At 34.0% G+C, this 16,051-nt stretch carries 18 protein-coding genes; 10 read left to right on the top strand and 8 right to left on the bottom strand.

Going from position 1 to position 16,051, the window contains the following annotated elements; all coding sequences use genetic code 11:
- The first annotated feature begins 54 nt into the window (after positions 1-54).
- Positions 55-1,119: a permease gene (locus PBT89_RS08280; RefSeq protein ID WP_270064230.1), complete on the top strand. Its 1,065-nt coding sequence runs from the start codon at positions 55-57 to the stop codon at positions 1,117-1,119.
- 59 nt (positions 1,120-1,178) lie between these two features.
- On the opposite strand, the gene PBT89_RS08275 is transcribed toward PBT89_RS08280, so the two are convergent.
- A complete protein-coding gene (locus tag PBT89_RS08275; RefSeq protein ID WP_270064229.1) occupies positions 1,179-1,694 on the bottom strand; it encodes a DUF6155 family protein in 516 nt (171 codons plus the stop codon).
- A 3-nt stretch (positions 1,695-1,697) separates the two neighbouring features.
- On the bottom strand, positions 1,698-3,944 hold the full coding sequence (locus PBT89_RS08270) for an FUSC family protein (protein WP_270064228.1): 2,247 nt from the start codon (positions 3,942-3,944) through the stop codon (positions 1,698-1,700).
- Between the two features lie 196 nt (positions 3,945-4,140).
- Here PBT89_RS08270 and PBT89_RS08265 point away from each other — a divergent pair, with 196 nt between their 5' ends.
- Positions 4,141-5,136: an NADP-dependent oxidoreductase gene (locus PBT89_RS08265; protein WP_270064227.1), complete on the top strand. Its 996-nt coding sequence runs from the start codon at positions 4,141-4,143 to the stop codon at positions 5,134-5,136.
- A 75-nt stretch (positions 5,137-5,211) separates the two neighbouring features.
- On the opposite strand, the gene PBT89_RS08260 is transcribed toward PBT89_RS08265, so the two are convergent.
- From PBT89_RS08260 to PBT89_RS08245, 4 genes are all read right to left on the bottom strand, one after another.
- A complete protein-coding gene (locus PBT89_RS08260) occupies positions 5,212-5,958 on the bottom strand; it encodes an SDR family oxidoreductase (protein WP_270058133.1) in 747 nt (248 codons plus the stop codon).
- A 150-nt stretch (positions 5,959-6,108) separates the two neighbouring features.
- A complete protein-coding gene (locus tag PBT89_RS08255) occupies positions 6,109-7,167 on the bottom strand; it encodes an ArsO family NAD(P)H-dependent flavin-containing monooxygenase (protein ID WP_270064226.1) in 1,059 nt (352 codons plus the stop codon).
- Positions 7,168-7,497 (bottom strand): ArsR/SmtB family transcription factor, encoded by a 330-nt coding sequence (locus PBT89_RS08250; RefSeq protein WP_270064225.1) that lies wholly within the window; start codon positions 7,495-7,497, stop codon positions 7,168-7,170.
- A gap of 90 nt (positions 7,498-7,587) precedes the next feature.
- Positions 7,588-8,301 (bottom strand): SDR family oxidoreductase, encoded by a 714-nt coding sequence (locus tag PBT89_RS08245; RefSeq protein WP_270064224.1) that lies wholly within the window; start codon positions 8,299-8,301, stop codon positions 7,588-7,590.
- Positions 8,302-8,505: 204 nt separating this feature from the next.
- Here PBT89_RS08245 and PBT89_RS08240 point away from each other — a divergent pair, with 204 nt between their 5' ends.
- The 4 genes from PBT89_RS08240 (at position 8,506) to PBT89_RS08225 (ending at position 10,720) form a co-directional block, all read left to right on the top strand.
- On the top strand, positions 8,506-8,898 hold the full coding sequence (locus PBT89_RS08240; protein ID WP_270058137.1) for a hypothetical protein: 393 nt from the start codon (positions 8,506-8,508) through the stop codon (positions 8,896-8,898).
- Positions 8,899-8,953: 55 nt separating this feature from the next.
- Entirely contained in the window at positions 8,954-9,571 is a 618-nt protein-coding gene (locus PBT89_RS08235; protein WP_270064223.1) for a YqaA family protein, read from the top strand.
- Positions 9,572-9,676: 105 nt separating this feature from the next.
- Positions 9,677-10,462, top strand: coding sequence for a DUF1206 domain-containing protein (locus PBT89_RS08230; protein ID WP_270058139.1), 786 nt, complete (start codon positions 9,677-9,679; stop codon positions 10,460-10,462).
- A 99-nt stretch (positions 10,463-10,561) separates the two neighbouring features.
- Positions 10,562-10,720, top strand: a complete 159-nt coding sequence (locus tag PBT89_RS08225) for a YqaE/Pmp3 family membrane protein (protein WP_270064222.1) — start codon at positions 10,562-10,564, stop codon at positions 10,718-10,720.
- A 74-nt stretch (positions 10,721-10,794) separates the two neighbouring features.
- Here the strand turns inward: PBT89_RS08225 and galE are convergent, their stop codons facing one another.
- The gene (gene galE / locus PBT89_RS08220; RefSeq protein ID WP_270064221.1) at positions 10,795-11,823 is read right to left on the bottom strand and encodes a UDP-glucose 4-epimerase GalE; all 1,029 of its coding nucleotides are present in this window, start codon (positions 11,821-11,823) and stop codon (positions 10,795-10,797) included.
- Between the two features lie 146 nt (positions 11,824-11,969).
- Between galE and PBT89_RS08215 the strand changes: the two genes are divergently transcribed.
- From PBT89_RS08215 to PBT89_RS08200, 4 genes are read left to right on the top strand one after another with little or no spacing between them, the layout of a single operon-like run.
- Positions 11,970-12,257, top strand: coding sequence for a DUF3817 domain-containing protein (locus PBT89_RS08215; RefSeq protein WP_270064220.1), 288 nt, complete (start codon positions 11,970-11,972; stop codon positions 12,255-12,257).
- Positions 12,254-13,543 (top strand): mechanosensitive ion channel family protein, encoded by a 1,290-nt coding sequence (locus tag PBT89_RS08210; RefSeq protein ID WP_270064219.1) that lies wholly within the window; start codon positions 12,254-12,256, stop codon positions 13,541-13,543. Before PBT89_RS08215 ends, PBT89_RS08210 begins: the two co-directional genes overlap by 4 nt.
- Before the next feature lie 47 nt (positions 13,544-13,590).
- Positions 13,591-14,667 carry an endonuclease/exonuclease/phosphatase family protein gene (locus PBT89_RS08205; protein WP_270064218.1) on the top strand — a complete coding sequence of 359 codons (1,077 nt, stop codon included), beginning with the start codon at positions 13,591-13,593 and terminating at the stop codon, positions 14,665-14,667.
- Positions 14,664-15,575 (top strand): mechanosensitive ion channel family protein, encoded by a 912-nt coding sequence (locus PBT89_RS08200; protein WP_270058145.1) that lies wholly within the window; start codon positions 14,664-14,666, stop codon positions 15,573-15,575. The genes PBT89_RS08205 and PBT89_RS08200 overlap by 4 nt, the downstream gene beginning before the upstream one ends.
- Here PBT89_RS08200 and PBT89_RS08195 read toward each other — a convergent pair whose 3' ends face one another.
- Positions 15,576-15,968: an acyl-CoA thioesterase gene (locus PBT89_RS08195; protein ID WP_270058146.1), complete on the bottom strand. Its 393-nt coding sequence runs from the start codon at positions 15,966-15,968 to the stop codon at positions 15,576-15,578.
- Positions 15,969-16,051 lie beyond the last annotated feature (83 nt).

Here is a 16,051-nt window from a genome sequence, read left to right as displayed (position 1 = left end):
CTACAAAAAACAATAACTTTTATTCTTTTTATTGCTATAGGATTACTTTTAAAAATGAAATTTAGTACCAAAGCTGAAGTGGTTGGTATTAAAAAAATAATCCTGAATCTTGCCTTACCAGCGACTATTTTTATTGCGCTTTTGGGAATCGAAGTTGAAGCAGATCTTCTTTTATTGCCGATTTTGGCTTTGATTTTAAATGCATTGCTATTTTTTATTTTTCCATTATTATTACCAATCTTAGGTATAGAAAAAGAAACGCCAAATTACCGAACCGCAAAAATGCTAATTCCTTCTTTAGCGCCGGGATTATCATGTTTTCCTTTTGTTTTGGAGTATTTAGGGGATGCTTTTTTAGCCAAAGCAGCAATGGCCGATCTTGGGAATAAAGTTTTTGTACTTATGATCCTTTATGTTGTAGCTATGAATTGGCATTATAAAGTACAGCAGAAAAAAGCACAATCGGGAAAAGCAAAACTTAAATCCTTGGGTATAGCAATGATTTCTGAACCAGTAAACTTGTTTATTGCGGCTGCGCTATTACTTGTTGGCTTTGGTTTTACATTGGATTCGCTTCCATTTTTTGCAAGTGAAACATTAAGTAGATTAAGTTTACTAATGACGCCTTTAGTTTTGCTGTATATTGGATTGGCTGTAAACATTAAAAAGGATCAGTTATTACAGATTTTAGGAATGTTGATGTTGCGGGCAGGATTCGTGATTTTAGCAATTGGTTTAATAATAAGCATCGCCGGAATTGCTATTGAAAACGAAGTATTGTTAATGCTTTCCTTTGGTCTAAGTGCTTGTAGTTTTTGGCCTTTTGCTCATATCTCTGCTGTTGATGCAGCTGAGCAAGACAGAGAAAGAAAAACATTCAATCCAAATTTTGCTGTAAGCGTTTTGGCGCTATCATTTCCGCTTTCAACCTTATTAATTTTGGGAATTTTATCGAGCGGAAAACTTTTTGCTGAACCACCAGCTATTTTTCTCTTAGGAGCGGTCTTAAGTGTCGCAGGATTTGGATTACCTTTAATATTACAGAAGAAAACATCAAATATTGAAGAAGCTGAAGTTATAAATACCGAATTAGAAATTTCAACTAACGAAAGCTCTTAAAATTTAACCAACCAATCAATTTGATGATGGAAAGGTAGTCAGTTTTTGGCTACCTTTTTTTAATCGAATTGAGAAGAAACTTTTAAAAATAAATAAGAATTCGGCCAATCTTGAGTTTCAGTATGTAATGATATTTTAATAATGCGAGATTCAAAATCGATTGATAATCCATTTTCTAAGATATATTTTACGGCTTCTTCGTAAGATTTAAACATCGATTTATAAAAGGCATCTTTAATCTTAGAACGATCTTCAGCATAAGTCTGTGCAATTTCAATATTATAAAGCATCAAGTCTGCCGTTTTTATGGGATCTACACCTAATTTTTTAAAATGCTTTATCAGTTTTTGCGCAATCGACCTGCGAGCTTTTGGTCGCTTTCGCCTGTTCTCGGGAAAATACTCCTTCCCTATCTTAACTTTCGCATTTTCAATAAGCTTGCGCTCGTTGGGATTAAAAACAAAATTGTAAAATACTTTTACTTCATCTAAACGCTCGTAAAGATCCATGATTTGTTCTTCCAGATCTTCTTTATCCAGCTCTTTTAAGTACTTTTTTAATGCTCTTTTGCTCATAATTTAGATCGAAGTCGTTTTATAGACAGTTTTTCGAATATTTTTTGAAATATCTAAAAGCCATTGCAGCTGATTGGTAATAAGTTGCGCTTCTTGAAGCTGTAAACGCATATCGTGATCTGCTAACTCTTTCCCTTCAGCAATTTCTTGATTTCTTATTTTAACTAAATCCTCGTATTTTTCATCCAATCTTGATTTTGCTTCCTTCAGCAAACTAACATTCGTTTTCTTTTGCTCTCCCTGTTCAATTAAACCTTCTTCAGCATTATCCAAACTGTGCAAAATTTGTTTCACAAAAACTTCAAAATGCTCTGAAGCATCAGTGGTATTATGATTTCTAATGTAGGTTCCCATAGAGGCTAATGCCGATAAAAAAGTTTGGTTTAAACTAACCAGGCGATAAATTAAACCTAAATCTTTTTGCTTAGATTTAGGTTCCTGCGTCATTCGTTGAAAAGCAGTACTTAAATTACCCATTTCTAAAAACGCTTTTTTTCTGGATAATTTATAGCTCGTTGGCAATTCTCCTTTATTGTGGTAGAATTTATCGATTTCAACAAAGTAATTTCGATTTGCAGCAATGCTTGTCGCTATAATATTTCTAATATTTTCGGCTTCCCATGCAGGCCATAAAAATAGATTCCCTAAAGCTGCCAATACTGCTCCTACCAGGGTATCTATAATTCTAAATTGTATTACCTGCAGTACATCGGGCTTCATTAACGCATATATAAATATGATACTTAAGGTAATAAAAACCGCGGCCGTTCTATAATTACGTTGAATTAAAGAAAATGCCAATGTTAAGGATAGCAATCCAAGTGCGCCATAAATATAGACATTCTGAGTAATAAATACGATCCCAATTGCAATTGCACCACCTATTAGTGTCCCGATAATACGTTCTTTGGTTCTTGATTTTGTGAGTCCGTAATTAGGACGCATTATAACGACAATGGTTAAAAGAATCCAATAGGCATTTTGAATAGAGAAATAAGCTCCTATAGAAAATCCAACTAAAACAATAATGGCTAGACGGAGTGCGTGACGAAAAATGGGAGAACTAAAGTTGAAATTTTCAACTAAAATTTTAGATGAATATTCTTGCGGAGTAATAAATTTTACAACTTCTTTTTGTTTCATAAAGATGTTGTTGCCCATCTTTAAATTATTGATAACGGCAAAAATAGTATTGATTTTATGCGACTGGCGCTCCTGGTAATCAAACAAATTCCGAAGCATTAAAATATGTTCGCGTTTTTCTGAAATATCAATATTTTCTCTGTACTTATTAATTAGCTCGCGGTTCTTTTCAATATAATCTGAAATTCGATTATCAGGAATCTGCTTTTTATTTTCAATAGATTTAGAGATTTCTATTAGTTGTTCGCCGAAATAATATGTAACATCACTAAACATTTTCAGGTACTTTTTATCCTCTTTGAAAAGCGCATCCATACGCTCATAATTTACTGGATTAGCCATACCTAGCTCTAAAATATCGATCAACTCAATAAAAATTAAAAGTCGCTTTCTAGTATAATTCGAATTCCCCGAAATTTTTCTAGAACTGATTAAAATTTCTCGTAAACTCTCATGTTTTTGATTTAAATCGTTTTGTAGATCGAAAAGCCTTCTTTGGTAATTATCCCGTTCTTTTACCTCTAACAGCAATTTAGAGCGTACCTGCAAGTATTCTCCTGTAAGTTCTAGACATTGTCCTAAAAGCTGTTCTGTTTCGTGCTTAGGATTAAGAAAATGCCAAATAAGACTAAGCGTTAAATACCAAAAGCCACCAGCTGAAATTAATAAGCAGTGTTGCCATAAAGGCATTGATGTATCTACATTTGCAAAGCTAAGAACGATTGCCATTAAACCTGCAAAAGCTACCATAGATGCTCTAAAACCATAGATAGCGAGATAAGAAATGGCGAAGACAACAATTCCTAAAATTGGAAGGGTTAAATAAAAATTTACTGAAGCAAATCCTAGCACAAAAGACGTAACCCCCGCGAGAATTGCTGCTGCAATAACTCCTACAACTTTATGCTTTAAAGTTCCTATAGTATCACTTGGGGCTGTAAGCAAACAACCTACCGCCATTGGCACACCAATTTGGGATAAACCTAACGCATTAAAAATCCCAATCGACGAACCAATACTAATCGTAAGAATTAAAGCTTTCGTAAAATCTGTACTGTGTAAAAATCTTAAAGTAGAATGCCAATACTGGGATAGTTTATTTGCCAATGCGCTTAGTTAGATTAAGTAATTGTTGCTTTAGCTACAAAGTTATCAATTTCAGATTTGCAAATGTTAAAGCGAAGCTAAACCATCTCTTGGTAGTTTAATTTTGCTGAAATATCGAATATAGTATTAAGGATAAATTAAGACCGGCATTTTGGTGATGGTTTTAGATTAAATTAATTTCATAAAAAAATAAGTTATGAGTAAAGTAATCACATTAAAGGAAAGACCATCCGGAAAACCGGAAGAGAAAAACTTCGAATTTAAAACGGAAGAAAAACCTGAAATTGCAGATGGTGAGATTCTCTTGAAATCGAAATATATTTCAGTAGATCCATATCTAAGAGGGAGAATGAGAGATGAAGATTCTTATATTCCTCCATTTAAAATTGATGAGCCATTAGCATCAATGGTCGTAGCTGAAGTGATCGAATCTAAATCTGATGATTTTGAAAAAGGAGATCACGTAAGCGGAATGTTAGATTGGAAAGAAATCCAGAAACATACTGGTGAAGGTTTAAACAAAATAACCAATAAAGATGTGCCACTTTCAGCGTATTTAGGCATTCTTGGCTTAACCGGTTTGACTGCCTATTTAGCTTTAGAAACTATTGGAAAGCTTAAAGAAGGAGAAACACTATTGGTATCTGGGGCTGCCGGAGCCGTAGGAAGTGTTGTTGGGCAAATAGGAAAAATTAAAGGTTGCCGCGTTGTTGGTATCGCCGGAACTGATGAAAAAATTGATCATATAAAATCCAAATTTGGTTTTGATGCGGGGATCAATTATAAAACGACAGAAAACATTAAGGAAGATATTGCTAAAGCCTGTCCAGATGGCGTTGATGTTTATTTTGATAATGTTGGTGGTGATATTTTAGATGCTGCAATGCAAAACATTAATGATTTTGCTCGTATTATAAATTGTGGTGCTATTTCGATTTACAATAAAGAAGAAGTACCAAAAGGAATGCGCTTAGAAGGAATTATGGTAAAAAAACGCGCTTTGATGCAAGGTTTTATAGTTCGTGATCATGCCGATCAATTTCAGGATGCGATCAAGCAATTAGGAAGCTGGCTTGCTGATGATAAATTAAAGTTTGATGAAACGAAACGAGAAGGTTTCGATAATGTGCCAAAAGCTTTTATCGAAATATTTGAAGGTAAAAATACCGGTAAAATGCTTGTTGAAGTTTAATCGCTTAACTCATATTATAAAAAAAACCGCTGAATTAAATCAGCGGTTTTTTTATGAAGTTTTTTGAACTAGAAATTACTGTTGTTGCTCTGTTGGCATCACATAAACTTCATTAATATTTGCTCTTCCTGGTTGAGAAAGTGCATAATAAATTGCTTCAGCTATATCTTCAGACTCTAATGGCGTTAACTCATTAAGACTCGAAACAAAGTCTTCTTTAATTTCATCATCGGTAATGGTATCGGTTAACTCGGTATCCACAGCACCTGGTTCGATAGAAGTTGCTTTAATTCCGAAGTTTGGCGCTAATTCCATTCGCAATCCTTCAGTAAACATTTTTACTGCTGCTTTTGTAGCGCAATAAATAGCTCCACCAGGATAAATTTTGTTCCCTGCTGAAGAAGAAATATTTACAATATGTCCAGATTTTTGCTCTTTCATCGTTGGTAGCACTGCTGCCACACCGTTTAAAACACCTTTAATATTTACATCTACCATGGTATTCCATTCATCGGTATGTAAATTTTTCACGTAAGATAAGGGCATTAAACCAGCATTGTTGATCAATGCATCAATACTTCCAAACTCGGCTTTAGCTTGTTTTGCAACATTTTCGAAATCTTCTTTTTTAGTAACATCTGCGGTTACCACCAAAGCTTTACCACCTTCTTTTTCGATCGCTTCTTTTAAAGATTTAAGGCGATCTTCTCTTCTGGCACTAATTACTACGTTAGCACCTTCTTTAGATAGTTTCTTTGCAGTTGCTTCACCAATTCCGCTTGAAGCTCCAGTAATAATGATTGTTTTTCCTTTAATACTCATAACAGTTTTCTATTTTTTTTCTGAATATACTATCAAGATTATTCCAGAGCAAAATAGAGACCTCATTTAGCGGATATTTAACGGCTAAAATAGCATGATGTTAAGGATTTTAAACTTGTTGAAGTTTATACAAAGTAATATCTCTAGAGACTATGAATTACTTTTGTTTAAAAAAGCTTCAATTTCAGAAACTGTTTTTCTGGCTGATCTGCCAACGCCAATTAGGGTTGCAGATGCAAATCCCGTCCATTGGCCAAAACCTACCAACCATAATCCTGAAATATCTTTTGCTGAAGTGTTATCGGTTTTGATCTTTCCATATTGGTCAGTTTCAACCAAATTTTTTAAATAGTCTGTAGCGTATCCAAACCCGGTGCACCAAATTATGGCGTCAAAATTTTCTTCCTCACCATCCTGCCATTTTACACCATCTTCAGTAATCGTTTCAATATAATTGAAGTTATTATAAACTCCGCGATGCCGAGCTTCTTTAACCTGCGGAACCATCACAATACTACCAATATTGTAGTTTTTCGGTTTATATTCTTTGCCTTGTTGTTTAGCTCTATATTTTGCAGAAGCCTGATCAAACAGATCTTTACCATCGATATCATCTGGTAAAAATTCAGGTTTACTTTTTACTGCCCATCTCGTTGTTGTAATTTTTGAAAGTTGTGCTAAGATTTGAGCGCCGCTATTCCCCTCTCCTACTACTAATACTTTTTTATTAATGAAATTTTGGGCTTTATGATATTCTGAAGAATGAACCTGTAATCCTTTAAACTTATTTCTTCCGCTAATAGTTGGAATGATTGGTTTCGATTGGGTTCCTGTGGCTGCGATGATGCATTTTGCGCTGAAGTTTCTATTATTACTTTTCAGAATATATAAATCGTTCTCTTTTTGTATATTCTCAATCTTAATCCCTCTTTTTATCGGGAAGTCGTAACGCTTTTCATACGCGCATAAATAACTAATTGCCTCTTCTTTAGTAGGATATTCACTTTTAGTCTTGGGCATTAGCCAGCCGGGAAGCGAACTATGTTTAGCAGCTGAAAATAAATCTAAATTCTCCCAGTTTTTTGCCCAGGATCCTCCGCATTCTTTATTTGCATCAAGGATAAGGTATTTAAGCGAAGTTCTTCGAAGATAATAAGCACAGGCTAATCCGCTTTGGCCTCCGCCAATAATAATAACATCATAAACCATTTAGCAACACTCCTTTCCGCAGATTTCCTGCTGAAAAAATGCACTCAATAAATCACGAATCTCGTTCCATTTTTCTTCATTTATGCAATAACAAACGCGTGTTCCTTCAATATCCCCTTTTATAATTCCGATATTCTTTAATTCTCTAAGATGTTGCGATATGGTGGGTTGCGCAAGACCAATTTCTGAAACCAGATCGCCACAAATACAGCTTTTAGATTTAATAATTTGCTGAAGAATGGCAATTCTTGCAGGATGTCCCAAAACTTTAGCCATATTGGCTATTTGATTCTGACTATCACTAAAAATTTCGGATTTTGTAACGCCCATAGCTTTATTTTAATTGCAATATTACGATAAATATAAACTCAAAAAAAGCCACAAAACTAATGTGGCTTTTTGTATAATTTCAATTAAGAATTACTTTTTTGGTGGTTTAGATGGTCGAACTTCGATTTTACTAGGTAAAGTTCTCGGATTCATTTTCATTAAATCTACCACTAATTCACCAATATCTTCTTTCTGTATTTTCCACGCATCTTCGTCGCTTGGCGTATGCCCATTAAAATGAGTAGCAACAGATCCTGGCATTATCGTACTTACTTTCACACCTTTTTGTCTAAGATCTAGCATTATCGCCTGTGAAAATCCTGTTAGTCCAAATTTACTGGCGTTATAAGCCGCTCCACCCGCAAAATAATTTGTACCTGCAAGACTAGAAATACTAATTACGTAACCTTCAGTTTTTACTAATTCTTCTAAGCTCGATTTTACGCTGTAAAATACACCGGTAAGATTAGTTTCTATGGTTGCATTCCACTCTTCCGGAGTCATATCTTCAATAGAATTAAATTTACCAACGCCTGCATTAGCTACTAATAAATCTAACTTTCCAAATTTATCTACCGCAGCTTTTACTGCTTTCTGCTGACTTTCGTAACTTCTTACATCTGCTTCCAGACCAATAATTTCTCCTTTACTTTCTAATTCTTTCGCAGCATCCTGTGCAGACTCTAATGTTCTACTGGTTATAGCTACTTTAAAACCCTCATTTAATAAAGCTTCGGCTACTCCGTAACCTATACCTTTACTTCCACCGGTTATAAATGCGACTTTTCCTTTTAAAGCACTCATAGTATATTTTTTTATTTATAAATTCACTTAAAATTAAATCTAACAAAGTAGCTAGGCCTTATGAAATTATTACTGGTAATTAATTGTTAATTTTAAATCTAAAACCTTTATTAATTTAGGTGTTAAATAGTTTCAGAACTAGCATAAAAAAGTATTTTTGCAAAAACTAGATTTCTTACTACTACAAATAAATACACTTATATTTTGAAACCTTTAGAAAACATAAAAGCTCAAAAGCTGCTGAATAAAATACAGCGTGATTTAATGCGTAACGGTATAATCACTAATACGTTAATTGGAGATTTAAAACAACTTAGGGATTATGTTGTCGAAGAAGGACAGCCACTGTTAGCTAAAGTGATTCGACTTACTACCGAGCATGTAGAAGAATACCAATCTTTTAATATCGCGATTCCTGAAGACGATCCTATCGAAGATGATGAGGAAAATCAAGAAGTACGTGTTGAAGAGGAAATTACAGGACAGGAAAGTCTTGCTTACCTTTTGTCACTAATGGAAGATCATACAAACAGGGTTAACGAGATTGAATTACGTGATTACATCCAGGCTTTTACAGAGTATGCTGAAGAACATTAGAATAGTTTCTTCTGTTTATATTCGATAAGCTAGATTAATTTCTAAAAGATTGCTGATGAAGAAAGATGCGAAGTCTAGAAAAAAATCGAGACTGCGCTTAATGCACCAATATTATAAATATACGGGGTTCTATAGTTTTGTTTGGAAAAGTCTAAAAAAAGCTATTTTACCGATTGCTTTATTTATAGGTGCTTTATTTGCTTTAGATTATTTTGTTATTGATATAGAGGATACTTTGGTAATGGTGACAGAAAGCTATTCTCCAATAGTAGTCCTTAGCATCTTTTTTGCCAGCGAATCTATTTTGGGGCTTATCCCTCCTGAATTATTTATTGCATGGGCGGGTAAATCTGCTAGCCCAATTTTATTTCTTTCTTTTTTAGCCGTAGCTTCTTATGGAGGCGGAATTGTTTCCTATTATATAGGGCGCGGTATCACTAAAATTCCAAGTGTACGTGAAGCGATGGAAGTTAAACTTGCACAACACATTAAAAATACCCGAAAATGGGGTGGCTTTTTAATTATTGTAGGTGCTTTGCTTCCTATTCCTTTTGCTATTACAAGTATCGCTGCCGGAATTATTAGATTCCCTTTTGGTAGTTATCTTATGTTTGGGCTTTTACGCTTTGTTCGTTTCTACCTTTACGCGCTCGTAATTTTTGAAATGGTTTAACGCTTTATAACATTTTGGCGTTTAACTAATTAAACTTGTGCTAAATATCTTTATCCCCCATATTTATTGAGGTATTTTTGATTTTACCAACCTAAAACTCAATAAATGGATTCAAAATTAAAGAAAATTGCACGTACTGGATACGTTGCTAAAGGAGCGGTTTATACAATTACCGGAGTACTTACATTATTAGCTGCACTCGGCGAAGGAGGGCAAAAAGCAGGAAAATTTCAGGCTTTAGATTTCCTTGAAAAACAAGCTTATGGAAATGCTATTTTAATAGTTATGGCTATTGGCCTTCTATGTTATGTTGTTTGGAGAGGGATACAACTTTTTCAAGATCCTGAAAATATTGGAAGTGATAAAAAGGGAAAAATAAAAAGAGTAGCCTTTGGGGTAAGCGCTGTAATTTATTTAGCTCTAGCTGTTTCAGCAGTAATGAAAGTTATAAATGCTGGAGGTAGCTCTGGAGGAAGCGGTAGCAAAAGTCCTGATTTTATGACTGGACAAATTGGGGTGATCATATTCGCAATTATAGGTGTTTGCGTTATCGGTGCCGGGATCAATCAGATTAAAAAAGCATATACAAAAAGTTTCTTACAGAAATTCGATTATAAATCTATTTCAGAAGAAAAAAGAAGAAAAACGATTAAGAATACCGGTTTAATGGGACTAATCGCTAGAGGTGTGATATTTTTTATATTAGGTTATTTCTTTATAAGAGCGGCAATGGAATCTAATACTTCAGACATTAAAAGTACAACCGATGCCTTTTCTTTTATTCAGGAATCTTCTTATGGTCAATATTTATTAGGTGCCGTGGCAGCAGGATTAGTTTGTTATGGTATTTATATGTTCATGATGGCTAAATACAGAAAATTTAAAGCTTAAGTTAAACTAAGTTAATTTAAGGCTAATTGTATCAGTGCCTTAAGCAAACTACCATATATTGGCTCTTTATTAAAATAACCAAACCAAAAAAATCAAATTATGTCTATTCTTACAATTATTCTAAACATTTTATTACCACCATTAGCTGTATATATGAAGCACGGTGTGGGTACTACATTATTAATTAGTATTGTACTAACACTAATTGGATGGATCCCAGGAGTTATTCATGCTTTCTTAGTTAATGGAACAAAATAAATAAGAAAGTATTATATAAAAAAAGTCCGGTCAAAACTGACCGGACTTTTTTTATGTTCTAATATGACCAAAATCTATTCCTGTTCGCTAACTTTCTTTTCCCATTTCCAAGCGCTAGCTAAAGATGTATCTAAATTAGTATCTGCTTTCCACCCCAATACTTCGTTTGCTTTAGTAGTATCAGCATAAGCAGCAACGACATCTCCTTCTCTACGTTCTGCTATTTTGTAATTCAACTTTTCTCCTGTAGAACGCTCAAACGAGTGAACAACTTCTAAAACAGAGCTTCCTTTGCCTGTTCCTAAATTGAAGACTTCATAATTAGGCGCTTTTTCGTTTTCCAAAAGTCTGGTAAGTGCGCTAACATGAGCTTCAGCTAGATCGACTACGTGAATGTAATCTCTAATGCATGTTCCATCTTCGGTAGGATAATCATCTCCAAAAACAGATAGTTGCTCTCTTTTCCCTATAGCAGTTTGGGTGATAAAAGGCACTAAATTTTGTGGAGTTCCTAATGGTAATTCTCCGATTTCCGCAGTTTTATGAGCACCAATAGGATTAAAATAGCGCAAAGAAATTGCTTTAAGACCTTCAGCGATCTTACAGGTATCAATAATAATTTCTTCCCCTATTTGTTTAGTATTTCCGTAAGGAGATTCTGCTTTTTTAACTGGCGATTCTTCTTTAATCGGTAATTCATCTGCCTGCCCGTAAACCGTGCAAGAGGAGCTGAAGATAAAATTAGCTTTATCTTTTTTGCTAAGTTCCTGTAAAATATAAATTAAAGAAGCTAAATTATTCTCATAATATAATAATGGATTTTGTACACTTTCACCAACCGCTTTGGATGCTGCAAAATGGATTACTCCATTAATATCATTATGCTTTTCGAAAAAATCTTTAACACTCGATTTTTCTCTAAGATCTATTTTTTCGAATTCTGGTGTTTTGCCGGTAATTCTGGTTATGCCCGCCAAAACATCTATAGAAGAATTTGAAAGGTTATCGATTATAACAACATCATATCCTTTTTCCTGAAGAGCAACTACGGTATGAGAACCAATAAATCCCAAACCACCTGTTACTAATATTTTTCTACTCATAATTTAGGTTGATTAATCTGCAAAATAAGCAAAATATCAATAATAATAAATTTCAATAGCCATCTTAATCATTTCTTTATTTAGGATAATAATCTTCAGGAATTCGCAATCAAAAAACTTATCTTTGCAGCCCTAATAATTTTTATATGGAAAGAACGATATCCATTAAGATTTTCAAAATAATAAGCACGCTAGAAGCTATTTCCTTTTTGGTTTTACTACTAATCGCCATGCCTTTAAAATATATTTGGGACATGCCATCTATGGTAAGAATCGTAGGAATGGCACACGGTATTTTATTCGTTTTATATGTTTTAGGAGCCTATTATATGTACGAAAAATTAAACTGGAACATCAAGCAGCTATTGATAGTAATCCTTTGTTCTATTTTACCATTAGGTCCTTTTTACGTTGAAAGAAAATATTTGCCATGATTAAATTGGATGAATTTGTAAAGCATCTTTCCTGCCTGTTAGAGGACTTCTTGCTATCTAACGGAGTGAATTATAAAATTGCTCATTATTCAAATCTATTATTAAACATTTTTGTTCTTCTAGTTGTTGTTTTAGGAGCAAATTATCTTATTAAGCGATTTGTAATAAAAACATTTAAAACGCTTACCGATAAAACAAAAACTACTTTTGATGATTTTTTGATTCAAAGTAGATTTCCAAATTATGTAGGGCAGATTATTCCTTTAATGCTGCTTTATTACCTGGTTCCCATCGTTTTTGTAGATTATCCTGCCATTCTATATTTGTTCGATAAACTGTTTGATCTTTACGTAATTATCTTATGTATCTGGATTTGTAGAAGTTTATTAAGAACTTCCAAAAAATTTTTAAAGACATTACGTCAATTTAATGATAAACCAGTAGATAGCTACATTCAGGTAGTTATGATTATGGTTTGGGTGATAGGGCTAATGTTTATTTTTGCTGAAATCACCGGAGAATCGATCCAACGATTTATAATTTCATTAGGTGCCGCTTCAGCTGTACTTTTATTGGTTTTTAAGGATACTATTTTAGGATTTGTAGCTTCTATACAAGTTGCTGTTAACGATATTGTACGTATTGGAGACTGGATTACGTTTGAAAAATATGGAGCCGATGGAAATGTTACTGAAATAAGTTTAGCGACGGTGAGAGTTCAAAACTGGGACAATACGTTTACCACAATTCCTACCTATAGTTTAATTTCTGAATCCTTCCAAAACTGGAGAGGAATGCAGGAATCTCCCGGACGGCGAATTAAAAGAGCGGTCTATGTAAAGCAAAACTCAGTAAAATTTATGACTTCTGAAGATTTGCAAGAAATCAGTAAAATTTCATTGATCAAAAAATACGTCCACAATCGCCAGGAGGAAATAGATAAATATAATTCAGAAAATAATATTGATCGTTCGTTGCCTTTAAACGGTAGAAATCAAACTAACTTAGGTATTTTTAGAAAATATATCGATTCTTATCTTAACGACCATTCAGCCATTCATAAAGAATTATATATCATTGTTCGCCATCTTGCTCCTACAGATAAAGGTATCCCGATAGAAATCTTATGTTTTAGTAAAGACAAGCGATGGGAAAATTTTGAATATATAACTGCAGATATTTTTGATCATATTATTGCTGCGATGCCCTATTTTGGGTTACAAATATTCGAATCACCTTCAGGAGATGATATTAAAAGATTCTATGATATTCAGGAGAAAAATTAACCTAACGTAAACACAGTGCTACAGCAATTTGGTATAAATTGCTTGCTATGAAACTACGTCGCTTCCTCCAAGTATTTGGTATAATAGCCATTGTTCTTACAATTTTTCCTTTTGTCGCCGCAGATTATTGGTGGATTAGAGTATTTGATTTTCCGCATGTACAATTAACTATTCTCACAGGTTTAGCTTTATTATTATACTTTATAAAATTTAATATTCGATGGACAGAGGACTATGTTTTTGTAGCTTTGCTTATAGCTTGTCTTGTAGTCCAATCAGGTAAAATCTACCCTTATACCGTTTTAGCGGAACCTGAATTAGGAGACAGCAGTATAGATAAGCCTTCAATTAAGCTGCTAACCGCGAACGTTCTTCAAAAAAATAAAGATCACAAAAGTATTTTAGCTGAAGTTGAAAGACTTGATCCAGATTTATTGATATTGGATGAAACAGATGCTCAATGGATGAAGGATGTATCGCCAGAGTTATCTAAAAAATATCCTTACAAAAAAGAAATTCCGTTAGATAACACCTACGGAATGCTATTCTATTCCAAATTAAAATTAATTGATCCCGAGGTACATTATATGGTAGAAGACAGTATTCCTTCTATCGATACTAAATTTATTTTCAACGGGGATACTATTCAGTTTTATAGCATCCATCCTACTCCTCCTATGCCGCAACATAATCCTACCTCTTCTGATAGAGATGCAGAAATGATGCGAATTGCTTTACGAACTCATCATTCTAAATATCCTGTTATTGTTATGGGCGACTTTAATGATGTTGCCTGGTCGCAAACTACCAGATTATTTAGAAAAGTTGGCGGATTATTAGATTTACGTATTGGTCGTGGTTTTTACAATACGTTCAATGCAAAGAATATTATTATGCGCTGGCCTTTAGATCATGTTTTTACTACAGAAGAATTTAGAGTAAAAAGATTAGAAGTAGGAAAAGATATCAGTTCCGATCACTTTCCGGCTTTTGCTGAAATAACTTTCGAGCCAGAAAGAGCCGATGCCCAAACTCCTGAGCCGCCTACAGAAGAGCAACTTAAAAATGCCCAAAAGCAAATAAAAGAAGAGAAAGAAGAGGACCAAGAAAAAACAAAAAAATGATCATTCAGGAAACAAATCAAATTCACGATTTAACAACTGCTACAACTAATTACTATCAGGATTTTATCGATCAATTACCTGGTATCGGCTTTGGTTTGCTGTTAATCATTTTAGGCGTTTTAATTGGATCTTCAATAGGTAACTTCATTACCCGAAAAATCTCTAGGCGCACTCAAGATCCCTTAATGAGTCGTTTTTTAGGGAAAGCTATAAAGTTTGTAATAATAGTAATTGCCATTATCTTAGGGCTAAAAGCAGCCGGTTTGGGCGCCATAGCAACAGGAATTTTTACAGCTGCCGGGGCGAGTGCGTTAATCCTAGGATTTGCTTTTAAAGATATTGGAGAAAATTTTATTTCAGGAGTTATTCTAGCTTTCAACAGACCATTTGATGTAAACGACACCGTGGAAATTGGAGATAACTTCGGAAAAGTAAAAGCGCTAGAATTTCGATATACAAAATTGAAAACTTTCGATGGTAAAGATGTTTATATCCCAAATAGTGATGTTCTTAGAAAACCAGTTACCAATTATACCGAAGATGGATTTTTTAGATGGGATTTTATAATTGGCATAGCCTACGAGGATAATATTGATGCCGCTAAAAAAGTTGTTATGGAAACACTTCAGAAAGAACCCACAGTAATTTCAGACGAGTTACATGAAAACTTTGTTATCGAAGATGAATTGGCGACAAGTACAGTTAACTTAAAGGTTTTCTTTTGGGTAGATACTACCGACTTTAGAAAAATGGCGCTTATTACTAAAGGAAATGTAGTAAGAACAATAAAAGAAGCCTTAGAAGATCACGGCTTCTACATGCCGGCAGACATACAGGAAATAAAGCTCTATGGTGGGGAAACAGAATTTCCTGTGCGATTAGCCAAGGATATAAAAAAGGGAGAATAATTATTTATCTCCCAAACGATCTTTTACATATTCTACCTCTGTTTTTCCGTGAGGCTTTGGCTTTCCATTTTCGTCTAAACCAACCATAACAATTTTGTCCACCGTAATAATTGTTTCTCTGGTCATTTTATTCCTAACCTCACATTTTAGAGAAATAGAAGCCGATCCAAATTTCACAACTTCGATACCAATTTCAATGATATCGCCTTCTTTGGCCGAACTTTTAAAATCTATTTCACTCATATATTTGGTTACCGTCTTAGGATTTTCAAGCTGAATGATGCTATATAAAGCACATTCTTCATCAATCCATTCTAACAATCGGCCACCAAAAAGGGTTCTATTTGGATTTAAATCTTGGGGTTTGATCCACTTTCTTGTATGAAATCTCATTTTTTTATTTTCAAAATTACGAAGAATTCATCCAAAAAAATAGCTCAGCGATGTCCTATAATGATATTTAGATAGAGTACGAA

This window comes from Zunongwangia sp. HRR-M8 (assembly GCF_027594405.1).
Lineage (GTDB): Bacteria > Bacteroidota > Bacteroidia > Flavobacteriales > Flavobacteriaceae > Zunongwangia.
The sequence above is the reverse complement of the archived record's forward strand: the minus strand, read 5'-3'. Positions and strand labels throughout refer to the sequence as shown.

Bases quoted from the DNA above. Each gene is read 5' to 3' on its own strand.
- PBT89_RS08280 (WP_270064230.1), top strand. From the start codon at position 55: ATGAAATTTAGTACCAAAGCTGAAGTGGTTGGTATTAAAAAAATAATC.
- PBT89_RS08275 (WP_270064229.1), bottom strand. From the start codon at position 1,694: ATGAGCAAAAGAGCATTAAAAAAGTACTTAAAAGAGCTGGATAAAGAA.
- PBT89_RS08265 (WP_270064227.1), top strand. From the start codon at position 4,141: ATGAGTAAAGTAATCACATTAAAGGAAAGACCATCCGGAAAACCGGAA.
- PBT89_RS08260 (WP_270058133.1), bottom strand. From the start codon at position 5,958: ATGAGTATTAAAGGAAAAACAATCATTATTACTGGAGCTTCAAGCGGA.
- PBT89_RS08255 (WP_270064226.1), bottom strand. From the start codon at position 7,167: ATGGTTTATGATGTTATTATTATTGGCGGAGGCCAAAGCGGATTAGCC.
- PBT89_RS08250 (WP_270064225.1), bottom strand. From the start codon at position 7,497: ATGGGCGTTACAAAATCCGAAATTTTTAGTGATAGTCAGAATCAAATA.
- PBT89_RS08245 (WP_270064224.1), bottom strand. From the start codon at position 8,301: ATGAGTGCTTTAAAAGGAAAAGTCGCATTTATAACCGGTGGAAGTAAA.
- PBT89_RS08235 (WP_270064223.1), top strand. From the start codon at position 8,954: ATGAAGAAAGATGCGAAGTCTAGAAAAAAATCGAGACTGCGCTTAATG.
- PBT89_RS08230 (WP_270058139.1), top strand. From the start codon at position 9,677: ATGGATTCAAAATTAAAGAAAATTGCACGTACTGGATACGTTGCTAAA.
- PBT89_RS08225 (WP_270064222.1), top strand. From the start codon at position 10,562: ATGTCTATTCTTACAATTATTCTAAACATTTTATTACCACCATTAGCT.
- galE (WP_270064221.1), bottom strand. From the start codon at position 11,823: ATGAGTAGAAAAATATTAGTAACAGGTGGTTTGGGATTTATTGGTTCT.
- PBT89_RS08215 (WP_270064220.1), top strand. From the start codon at position 11,970: ATGGAAAGAACGATATCCATTAAGATTTTCAAAATAATAAGCACGCTA.
- PBT89_RS08210 (WP_270064219.1), top strand. From the start codon at position 12,254: ATGATTAAATTGGATGAATTTGTAAAGCATCTTTCCTGCCTGTTAGAG.
- PBT89_RS08205 (WP_270064218.1), top strand. From the start codon at position 13,591: ATGAAACTACGTCGCTTCCTCCAAGTATTTGGTATAATAGCCATTGTT.
- PBT89_RS08200 (WP_270058145.1), top strand. From the start codon at position 14,664: ATGATCATTCAGGAAACAAATCAAATTCACGATTTAACAACTGCTACA.
- PBT89_RS08195 (WP_270058146.1), bottom strand. From the start codon at position 15,968: ATGAGATTTCATACAAGAAAGTGGATCAAACCCCAAGATTTAAATCCA.